This is a genomic window from Geitlerinema sp. CS-897, from assembly GCF_028368005.1.
Lineage (GTDB): Bacteria > Cyanobacteriota > Cyanobacteriia > Cyanobacteriales > Geitlerinemataceae > Baaleninema > Baaleninema simplex.
In genome coordinates, this window is sequence record NZ_JAQNCQ010000314.1 from 1 (window position 1) to 10,540 (window position 10,540).

The following is a 10,540-nucleotide window of genomic DNA, read 5'->3' on the forward strand; positions in this document are numbered from 1 at the left end:
CACGCTCAGATGGGGTAAGATGGTGATGGCTCATTGGTTCGATCTTCAATTAGGTAATTATTCATGAAAGATCGAAGTATAGCCGATGAGCCTTTATTCGTAAACCCACCGGTGTTGCATTTCATTTTTGAATCGGCGGATATTTTTTTTAGAAGAAGTCGATAGAATTTCGTTCCGCTTCGCGAACGACCAATTCCCAGGATTCTTGAGAAATATGCCGATATTCAGAGCCTTCAACGTATTGACGTCTGCAGTCTTTGCATTTAAGTCCCTGCTTTTCATAATAAGTATGACCATTTTTGACGTGATGTTCACTTTCGTATTGGGGACAAATTATAAGCCAAAATCACAGAATAATCTTTTTATCGTTACTGTATAATACTACCTCAAACAGTATAAAAAATGTAACAAATTGTTAGATCGGGTTGACATCTCGCTCCTGTAAGGCTCGTATAAAATATAGCTGCGAAACGTCAACATTTCCAGCTTCTCAATCGTGCAATGTACCGTTTAGAATTGAGATGAACTTGCGACCCAGAAAATCGCTCGGTTGTTTCCAAAAGATTCAGTCCAAAAATTTCAGCCCCTAAAGTTAAAAGTTCTCTGACGTCATATGCAACGAGATCGAGACTCCAGCAATTTCGACAACACGGGACAGAAACACCGCAACGTCAACTTCAGCATGGCGACAGAAACACCTGAATCGTCAGAACTCGAAGCTGTCTCGATCGCTAGTTACCCCACTGTCAAGTCAATTCATCCATTTTCTGGGTTTCCCAAGCGTGAATCTATGCATCTATTTATTTGGGACGAATCTCTCGAAGTGGGGATTCCGTCGATCGACAACCAACACCGACATCTCGTCGAACAATTGTCCCTGCTACTCGAAACCCTTTACCAACACAAAAGTAAGGGGCAAGTCGAAGCCATCTTTAAATTTTTAGCACTCTATCTCGACAGTCACTTTCACTTTGAAGAACGATGTATGGCTGCCTATCAATGTCCGGCGGCTCGACAAAACTGTATCGCTCATATTTACCTGCGTCGGACGCTACAAAAGCTCGAAGATCGATTTCAGCGGGAGGGGGTCAGCGTTGCCTTAATTGAGAACGTTCGACACCACCTGTACGATTGGTTCCTCGACCACATTCGCACGATCGACGTTCAGCTCAAGCGTTCGGCGCTAACCCCGAAAGTCGACACTGGAGATCCGACGAATTTTCCAATCCCTCACACTCGATCGCAGTAGCCGAACCCCACGATATCTCGCCTTTCGAGTCCGAGAAGACTTCGATCGCCAGCGTTCCCGACCGAAGAGTTTTGGCGTGACAAATTGTAAGGTTTTATGCGATCGCAGACAGAAGAATACCAGAGAAACGAAGACACAGAATAAAGTAGTAATAGAGCCAAGACTCTCCGGAAGCGTTGTCTCGAGCAGAGGCGCTAACCTTGCAGTTAGCCCTCACTCGCTTATCACAGGGGTACATCGGGTCTACTTTCGGTTGTCCGTCCGCAGTGCGACCTGAAGAGAGACCGTCAAAAAACGCGACCTCAAAACTGGACTTCTAAGCCGGACGTTCGGACGGGGCGTTCTGAAGCAACTCGCACGGGGGAAAGGCTGCACCAATACTGACACTCGCGATCGGCTACACGATCCTCGGTTTCAAAGTCCGTTGCAATCCGTCCTCGTTTCTTTGACTGGGTTTGTTGAATGGTTCGCTTTCCCTCACCCGCTCAGCCTGCAACAATACTCGTTGTTGACGACGACCCGACGAACCGCCGGTTGTTGCAACACCTGCTGTCTCAACACGGCTACAGGGTGAAGGTAGCCTCGAGCGGTCGAGAAGCTCTCGAGACGATCGCAGAAGAACTGCCCGATCTGATTTTGCTCGATATTCTCATGCCGGACGTCGACGGCTTGGAAACCTGTCAGGCGTTAAAAGCCGATCCCAACACTCGCGACGTTCCGGTCATCTTCTTGAGCGCCCTTCACGAAACCTTCGACAAGGTGAAAGCCTTCGATGTCGGTGGGGCCGATTACGTGACCAAACCCTTTGAAGTGGCAGAGTTACTCGCCCGCATTCGCCATCAAGTGCGGTTGCGAGGGTTGCAGGTATCGTTGCAAGAGCAAAACGATCGCCTCGGACGAGAAATTGAAGCCCGATGTCGGATGGAAGAAGAACTCGGATTGTTGTTGCTGGCGACACGGGCGATCGAACGAGCGTCTACCGTTGAAGAGGCACTGACGGCAGCCCTACGGACGATCGGACATACGATCGGCGCGTCGGCGGCGCAAGCTTGGCAACCCGATGCAGAGGGGACTAGACTCGAGCGAACCTGTCGTGTCGTTCTCGATCCTCATCGCTCGTCCGTAGGGGAGACCGACGAGGGCGATCGCGCGACCGTTGCCAAAGGCGAAGGACTTCCCGGCCGCGTGTGGCAGTCTCGCTGTCCCGAAATCGACGAGATGAACGGAAGCGGCGGGATGTTGGCGGTTCCCGTGTTGCAACGAGAGGGATTGACGGCCGTGTTGCTCTTTACTGATTGCTCGATGGGCGATGGAGACTGTTCTGGCAATCTCGAGTTGGTGGGATCGGTGGCGTTGCAACTCGGAGCCGCTATCGGTCAGAAACAAATGGAGAGCCAGTTAAAGGAAACAGAGGAACGCTACCGTCGGTTAGTGGAAAACGCCGCCGAGGGGATTTATCAATCGACGCCGATGGGACGGTATTTGAGCGTCAATCCGGCACTGGCGCGGCTGTACGGGTACGATTCCCCCGAGGAACTCGTGGCAGCGATCGAGAATATCGATCGCCAAATTTACGTCGATCCCCAACAGCGTCGCGAGTTCGTCGAACAAATCGAACGGGAGGGAGTCGTTTCGGACTTCGAGTCGTTGGTGTACCGCCGCGATCGCTCGGCCTTGTGGATTTCTGAAAATGCCCGCGCCGTCCGCGACGATCGGGGAAATTTGCTGTACTACGAAGGGATCGTCTCCGATATTACCACCCGCAAACTCGCTCAGGAAGCCTTGAAGTTTCAGAAAGAGCAAACCGAACAACTGCTGTCGAATATTTTGCCGACCGCGATCGCCGAGCGTCTGCAAACGGGTCAGGGAACGATCGCCGACAGTTTCGACGAGGCGAGTATTTTGTTCGCCGATTTGGTAGGTTTTACGAAGTTCGCCGCCCGCAAAACTCCCAAGGAAGTGGTAGAAATTCTTAACTGGATTTTCAGTCAGTTCGATCGCCTCTGCGAACGGTACGGGTTGGAAAAGATTAAAACTATCGGCGATGCGTACATGGTAGCCGGAGGCGTTCCCGTCCCCCGTCCCGATAGTATCGAGGCGATGGCCGATTTGGCGCTGGCGATGCAAGAGACTCTCAAGCGGTTTTGTCAGGAAACGGGGGAACCGTTGCAGTTGCGCGTGGGGATTCATTTGGGGCCGGTGGTGGCCGGGGCGATCGGTTTGAGCAAGTTCGCTTACGATCTGTGGGGAGATACGGTCAATACAGCTTCTCGTATGGAATCGAACGGTATTCCCGGCCGCATTCAAGTTACGGAGGCCGTGCGCGATCGCCTGCAAGATCGTTTTGAATTCGAGCGACGAGGCAAAATTGATGTGAAGGGAAAAGGGGAGACGATCGCGTATTTTCTGTTGTCTCGTAAGGTGAGGGACTCTGCCTCGTCGTCGTTGCCGAAAACGTGGGAATAGGGCGATCGCGGTCGAAACGCCAACTTTATAATTCTATAAAACCATAAGATTGAGTGGGTTTAACTCGATTCTCGCGCTCGCAAGAGAATTTAACAAAAACTGAGCGACCGACGATACTACAATATCGCGATCGTTTATAGTTTTTGATATAATAAAATAGACATCTCTCTCAAAAACTGGAGAAGCTAAAATGGAAATTTCCTGCTTATTTATAGGTTGTTTTTTGAAGTGAAATAAAAGTGTTCGATCGCCTAACGATCGTTTTATTTTTTTGACTATAAAACTATATTTCACTGTCAAACAATCAAATTCGATTGAGGCAAAACAACTCGATTTTAGATAGTTGAGTCGTGAGCGATTGTCAAAAACATATTGCGATCGTCTTTCTTTAACGTTATCAATTAAACTCAAAAATATTTTCAATAGGTTTTAGTGTTTCAAGAATGTCGCTTTAATAAGCTATACAAAGAGAGTTTTGCAACTTAATTGTTTGAAATTTTGAATTTTCCCAAACCCAAATTTCAACTGTATTAACAATATAAACTATGGCTGGGATATACAAGATCGATTTCAAATAGACACGACGAATTACCGAATGCTAAGCTCTAGAAAATTTATGTGACACTATAAAGGGTGCATCTCAAAAATGTAAATTCATCGGAGACAAGCTGACCTACTCGATCGATCGGCTGTTGGGTTCCACTCCGTTCCACCCGTGGACGGCAGCGTTGCCGAAGTCCAACCTACTCAGAGGTTCGTATTTTTACATCCATGGAGATACACTCACTATAAAATATAATGAGATTGAAAACCTCGAACTATACTATTTTTAAAATTTTTCACGTTTTACAAGATTTTGAAATACAATGTTTTTCAACAAAATGTCGTCGATCGATTTAGCAAAGCTTATTTTCAAAAAAATCGCTCGCGAATTTACTCAAACGGGATAATGCTCGGTCTACGGTATCGCAACCCTCCAATCTTCGACCGAACGCGACCTTTCATCTATTCGTTTTATCGCGATAAGCACCGCAGCCTATGAACTCGGTGGATTTACCTCAAACGACCCCCAAAACGATTCAGGCGGACATCTTAGTCGTAGACGATACCCCTGCTAACCTCACGCTGTTACGCCAGATGCTGTCGGCGCGAGGTTACCGCGTGCGCGTGTCTCGAAGCGGGGAACTCGCTTTAAAATCCGCCCTGTCCCGACCTCCCGATTTAGTCCTGTTGGACATTAAAATGCCCGATATGGACGGTTACGCGGTCTGTCGCGCCCTCAAAGACAACCACCACACCCGAGACGTTCCGATCGTGTTTTTGAGCGTCGTCGAATCGATTTCCGACAAAGTCGAAGCCTTTCGTCTCGGCGGTGCCGACTACATCACCAAACCCTTTCAAAGCGAAGAAGTCTTGGCGCGAGTCGAACACCAACTGCTCGTACAGCGTCAAAAAATTCAACTCGAACGGGAAATTCGCGATCGCCAGCGAGTCGAAGCCGTACTGCGGGAATCTCGGGCGTTACTATCGGGAGTGTTGAACAGTTCTCTCGACGGCGTGTCGGCATTTCGAGCCGTGCGCGATCGCCGAGGACACATTATCGACTTTCAATGGCTCGTAGCCAATCCCGTGGCCGCTCAGGCGGTGGGAACGACCCCCACCAACCTCGTCGGTCGGCGGTTGCTCGACGTTCTCCCAGAATATCGAGATATCGGCTTGTTCGAGAATTTCGTATCCGTCGTCGAAACCGGTCAGTCCGTCGAACGAGAGCTGTACTACGACTCTCCTCGCTCGAGCGGTTGGTGGCAAGTCGTCGCCGTCAAACTCGGAAACGGTCTGACGGTCACCGTTCGCAACATCACCGAGCGAAAACAGATGGAACTCGCCTTGCAAGCGGCGAATGTCGAACTGCAAGATCGCGCGAACCACGACGGGTTGACCGAGCTTGCCAACCGTCGCCGCTTCGACGAATACTGGTCTCAAATGTGGGACTATTGCGCCCGTCACGCTCAACCTCTATCGTTGATTTTAATCGATGTCGATCGCTTTAAAGCGTATAACGACACCTACGGCCATCAAGCGGGCGATCTCTGTTTGCAGAAGGTCGCCGGAGCCTTACAACAATCCGTCACGCACCGACGCGATCTCGTGGCGCGATATGGTGGAGAAGAGTTCGCTGTAGTATTGCCCCAAACAGAAGCCGCTGGTGCGATTCGCGTGGCTCAACGGTTGCGATCGGCCGTAAGACAGCTCCGGATTCCCCACCAAAATGCTGGAATTGAAGATATCGTCACGGTGAGTTTGGGATTGTCGAGCCTCGTCCCCAACGAGCGGAAATCTCTATCGTCGAGCGATGCTTTGGCAGCGGCGGATTTAGCGCTGTATCGAGCCAAATCCCAAGGACGCGATCGCGTGTGTTGGCAATTGGTGCGATCGCAGTGATTCTGTGACGAAGAACTGTCTGCGCTCTGTCTGAGGTGCGATCGCGATCGCGCCTCCTGTTCGCGCTTTAGCTCCATGACCCATCACCGCCCCAAAAGACCGTCTCTCGAACAAATCGTCTCGACCTGTCGCCACGTCGTCCGTCAGTTGGGCGATCGCGCTCGTCTGGGGCGACCCCACCGCGATCGCACGGAGAGCCTCCGTCTGCTCGACGCCCTCCCCATCGCCATCGCGCTGAGCGATGGCGCCGGACGCACCGATTTTAAAAACCGTCTTTGGCGAGAGACCTTCGGCGATACGGAGGAGTTCGAGACCGTCTGCCCCGAAGATCGCGATCGCGTCGTCCGAACCGTTCGTCAAGCGATCGCTCGGCACGAAAACGCCAGCATCGACTATCGAATGTCCTGCGAAGACGGAAGCGAACGGGCGATCGTCGAAACCCTCATCTCCTTGGAAGATACTCTATCCTGGGAATTTCTGCGAGTTCGCGTCGATGTCAGTCGTTCGAGGCAAGCCGAACGAGCCTTGCAAGCGCAAGACACACAACTGAGTATCCTCGTGCAAACGATGTCTGACGGTTTGCTCGTCGTCGATCTCCAGGGAATCGTTCGTTTTGCCAACCCCGCCGCCGCCGTTCTGTTCGGGCGATCGATTTCCTCCCTGCTCGGACGAGAGCTAGGCATTCCCGGTACTGGAAATGCCGTTACCGAACTCGAAACCCTCTCGGAAATCGGACGGGTGAACGTCAGTCAAATGAAGACCCACACCATTGAATGGGACGGCGTTCCTGCCTATCTCATTCTCTTACGGGATATCACCGACCGACGCCAAGCTGAAGACGCTCGACGAGAGAGCCAACGCCTGGCCGAACAAATCGCCGACCTAACTCCTACTTTCGTCCATATTTTCGATGTTCGGCAACGGCGAAACCTGTATGTCAACCGCCACAATTGCCAATTTTTCGGACTGAGCGCCGACGAGCTGCACGAGGCGGGAGAATCGCTTTTAATGGAGCGGGTTCACCCCGACGATCGACTCCAAATCGAGGCGTTTTACGCTCGCTTGGCGTTGGCTGAAGACGGAGAAGTGTTAGAGAGCGAATTTCGCCTGAAAAACCACGAAGGTCAGTGGCGTTGGCTGCATCAATGGGACGTTATCTTGACGCGCACGGCCTCGGGTTCGCCCGAGCGAGTTCTCGGGACGGCGATCGATATTACCGATCGCAAACAGATCGAGGAAGAACTTCGTCAAACGAACGCCCAACTTCAAGCGATTTTCGCGGCACTGCCGGATTTGTTTTTCCGCACTCGCTACGACGGCACGATTTTAGATTACCAAGCGGGAACTGCCGTCGAACTGTATCTACCCCCCGAGGCGTTTTTAAACCGCCGTCTGGCAGACTTGTTTCCGTCGGAGGTTGCCGAGCGCTTTCAAGCCGCACTCGATCGCGTTTGTCAGACCCAGCAGCTCGTGACGTTAGAATACAAGCTGAGGATACCCAACGGTATTCAACATTATGAATGTCGGCTGATGCCCATCGGCAACGACGAAGCGATCGCGATCGTTCGCAACATTACCGATCGCAAACGGGCTGAAGAACAGTTGCGTTACGATGCCCTTCACGACACCCTCACGGGGTTGCCCAACCGGACGCTGTTCGTCGATCGCCTCGCTCAAGCCATCCAACGAGCCAAGCGGCGATCGAAGTATTTGTTTGCTGTCTTGTTCCTCGACCTCGATCGCTTTAAGGTCGTTAACGAAAGTGTCGGCCATGCTATCGGCGATCGCCTGCTCGTGGAAATTGCCCGTCGCCTCGAAGAGTGTCTGCGGGCTTCCGATAGCGTCGCGCGACTCGGTGGCGACGAATTCACGATCCTACTCGACGATCTCGATAACCCCGAAGAAGTCACTCGCATTTCGCGGCGCATCCAACAGCATCTGTCTCCCCCGTTCGATATCGACGGTCACGTCATGTTTACGACGGTCAGCATCGGGATCGCCTTGAGTTCGACGGGGTACGAGCGCCCCGAAGACGTGTTGCGAGATGCCGATATCGCCATGTATCGCGCCAAAGAAGGGGGGAAAGCCCGTCATGAAGTGTTCGATCGCGTCATGCACGAGCGGGCGATGGCTCGACTTCAGCTCGAGTCGGAGTTATGGCGAGCGGTCGATCGCCTCGGGAGACGCGGCAACGTTCCTCACGCGCGATCGGGTCTCGAGAGCGAGTTTTGCGTCGTCTATCAGCCGATCGTGTATTTACAAACCGGACAGTTAGCGGGGTTCGAGGCGTTAGTGCGCTGGCAGCATCCCACCCGCGGCCGCGTGTCTCCAACGGAATTTATTTCTGTGGCGGAAGAAACAGGGGCGATCGTGCCGTTGGGGGAATGGATTTTAGAAGAAGCCTGTCGTCAACTCCAACGGTGGCGTCATGGCAATCCTTCGATATCGCCGCCGTTACAAGTCAGCGTCAACCTTTCGGGAAAACAACTCGAAGAATCCGAATTTCTCGCTCGTGTCGATCGCGTGTTGGCTCGCACTCAACTACCGGGAGACGCGTTAAAACTGGAAATGACCGAAAGTATGTTGATGCGAAATTCCAAGGCGACGATGGCGGTGTTGTGCCAGTTGCGCGATCGTGGCATTCAATTGAGTATCGACGATTTCGGCACGGGCTACTCCTGTTTGAGTTACTTGCAACAGTTCCCCGTCAACACTTTAAAGATCGATCGCTCGTTCGTCAGTCCCATCGGTCGCCCGACGGAAAATCTCGGCATCGTCCAAGCGATTCTCAACCTGGCGACTCATCTCGGGATGGATGCGATCGCCGAAGGAATCGAAACCCCCCAACAATTCGATCGCCTCAAAGAACTCGGTTGTCGTTTCGCTCAAGGGTATTTCGTTTCTCACCCCCTCGATGTCGAAGCCGCGACGGAGTGGGTCGAGCGCAGATGAGGAGAGAACAGTCACCAGTCGCCAGTCACCAGACACCAGTCACCAGTCACCAGTCACCAGTCACCAGTCACCAGTCACCAGTCACCAGTCACCAGTCACCAGTGAGGAGATAAGGAGATGAGGGGATGAGGGGATTTCCGATCGACGAGCGATTAACGAAGGCTTCTCGGATCGAGGGCATCCCGCAAGCCGTCGCCGATGAGGTTGAAGGACAAAACGGTTAACACGACCAACAATGCAGGCGGCCAGACTAACCAGGGTTGAAAGACCAAAATCGAGGCGTTCGTCGCACTGGCGAGGAGATTTCCCCAAGACGCATCCGGTTGCTGAATGCCCAACCCGATCAAACTCAAGACGGATTCCGCTACGATGAAACCCGGAATCGCCAGGGTCGCCGCCACGATCGTATAGGTGGCCGTCTGGGGGAGAACGTGACGCACGATGATGTAAAACGGATTTGCACCCATCGCTCGCGCCGCCTGCACGAATTCGGTTTCTTTAATCGAGAGGACTTGGCCGCGAATCACCCGCGCCAATCCCGCCCAACGAATAAACGAAATAATCGTGACGATCAGTAAAAATCGTTTGGCACTCGACAATCCGGGGTCTAATACCGATGCGAGTGCTACGAGCAGGTAAATGCCGGGAATCGTCATCAAGACTTCCACTAAGCGCATCAAGGCTGTATCGACCCAACCTCCGAAATAACCCGAAATTCCACCGACGATCAGTCCGATGGGAAACGAGATGGCAATCCCGACTAAGCCGATAAACAGGCTGATTTGTCCGCCAAAAATCAGACGGCTAAATTGATCGCGTCCCTGTTCGTCGGTTCCGAGGAGGTTTATCTGACCTTCTCCGACGGTTCCGAACAGGTGGATGTTGGCGGGGATAATTCCGAACAAACGATAGTCGTATCCTTTGACGAACGGGCGAATCGGCGACGGTTGGGTGCGATCGACGATTAACTCTCGCTTTCCGCTTTCTAAGTCGGTCGGCCCCTGTCGAACGGGATAGACGTACGGTCCGATAAATTCTCCGTCTGGATTCGTCCAGTGAATCGGGGTCGGCGGGAGGAGAGAGCCTTCTTTTTGAACGTTGTTGACGGGATGGTAGGGTGCGAAAAATCCCGCCCCGATCGCGACAACGTAAAATATCGCGAGAATCGACACCCCCAAACGAGCCAGGGGATTGGTTTTAAATTTTTGCCACCAATTCATCGGCGCCAGGATACAGACGTACTGTCTCAGTATACTGGGTTCCGCTATGCGGTCGATTCGAGAGGGGTTGTCATACGGAATCCGAATTTCAAACACTGGTTTTTTCCAACCTGAAAAACCCCTCTATCCCCCCAACCCCCCTCTTCTTTGGGGGGCTAAGGGGGGATGTGGTGAAGACTTCTTGAAACCTAGCTTATCGGGAACGGATTCC

Annotated in this window: 6 protein-coding genes; 4 read left to right on the forward strand and 2 right to left on the reverse strand. The window is 52.2% G+C overall.

The window, feature by feature from the left end:
- Window positions 1-148: 148 nt before the first annotated feature.
- Window positions 149-337 carry an IS1/IS1595 family N-terminal zinc-binding domain-containing protein gene (locus tag POG22_RS20100; protein WP_074170900.1) on the reverse strand — a complete coding sequence of 63 codons (189 nt, stop codon included), beginning with the start codon at window positions 335-337 and terminating at the stop codon, window positions 149-151.
- Between the two features lie 276 nt (window positions 338-613).
- Between POG22_RS20100 and POG22_RS20105 the strand changes: the two genes are divergently transcribed.
- The 4 genes from POG22_RS20105 to POG22_RS20120 all read left to right on the forward strand — a co-directional run bounded on the left by POG22_RS20105 (window position 614) and on the right by POG22_RS20120 (window position 9,109).
- Window positions 614-1,249, forward strand: a complete 636-nt coding sequence (locus POG22_RS20105) for a hemerythrin family protein (protein WP_074170899.1) — start codon at window positions 614-616, stop codon at window positions 1,247-1,249.
- Between the two features lie 462 nt (window positions 1,250-1,711).
- Window positions 1,712-3,715: an adenylate/guanylate cyclase domain-containing protein gene (locus POG22_RS20110; RefSeq protein WP_498906919.1), complete on the forward strand. Its 2,004-nt coding sequence runs from the start codon at window positions 1,712-1,714 to the stop codon at window positions 3,713-3,715.
- 1,038 nt (window positions 3,716-4,753) lie between these two features.
- Window positions 4,754-6,157 (forward strand): diguanylate cyclase domain-containing protein, encoded by a 1,404-nt coding sequence (locus POG22_RS20115; RefSeq protein WP_063717062.1) that lies wholly within the window; start codon window positions 4,754-4,756, stop codon window positions 6,155-6,157.
- Window positions 6,158-6,232: 75 nt separating this feature from the next.
- Complete coding sequence (locus POG22_RS20120; protein ID WP_498906920.1) at window positions 6,233-9,109, forward strand: sensor domain-containing protein; 2,877 nt, start codon at window positions 6,233-6,235, stop codon at window positions 9,107-9,109.
- A 152-nt stretch (window positions 9,110-9,261) separates the two neighbouring features.
- On the opposite strand, the gene POG22_RS20125 is transcribed toward POG22_RS20120, so the two are convergent.
- Window positions 9,262-10,329 carry an ABC transporter permease gene (locus tag POG22_RS20125; RefSeq protein ID WP_498906921.1) on the reverse strand — a complete coding sequence of 356 codons (1,068 nt, stop codon included), beginning with the start codon at window positions 10,327-10,329 and terminating at the stop codon, window positions 9,262-9,264.
- Window positions 10,330-10,540 lie beyond the last annotated feature (211 nt).

Excerpts from the sequence above, each read along its gene's own strand:
- POG22_RS20115 (WP_063717062.1), top strand. The coding sequence starts at position 4,754 with ATGAACTCGGTGGATTTACCTCAAACGACCCCCAAAACGATTCAGGCG.
- POG22_RS20105 (WP_074170899.1), top strand. The coding sequence starts at position 614 with ATGCAACGAGATCGAGACTCCAGCAATTTCGACAACACGGGACAGAAA.
- POG22_RS20125 (WP_498906921.1), bottom strand. The coding sequence starts at position 10,329 with ATGAATTGGTGGCAAAAATTTAAAACCAATCCCCTGGCTCGTTTGGGG.
- POG22_RS20120 (WP_498906920.1), top strand. The coding sequence starts at position 6,233 with ATGACCCATCACCGCCCCAAAAGACCGTCTCTCGAACAAATCGTCTCG.
- POG22_RS20110 (WP_498906919.1), top strand. The coding sequence starts at position 1,712 with ATGGTTCGCTTTCCCTCACCCGCTCAGCCTGCAACAATACTCGTTGTT.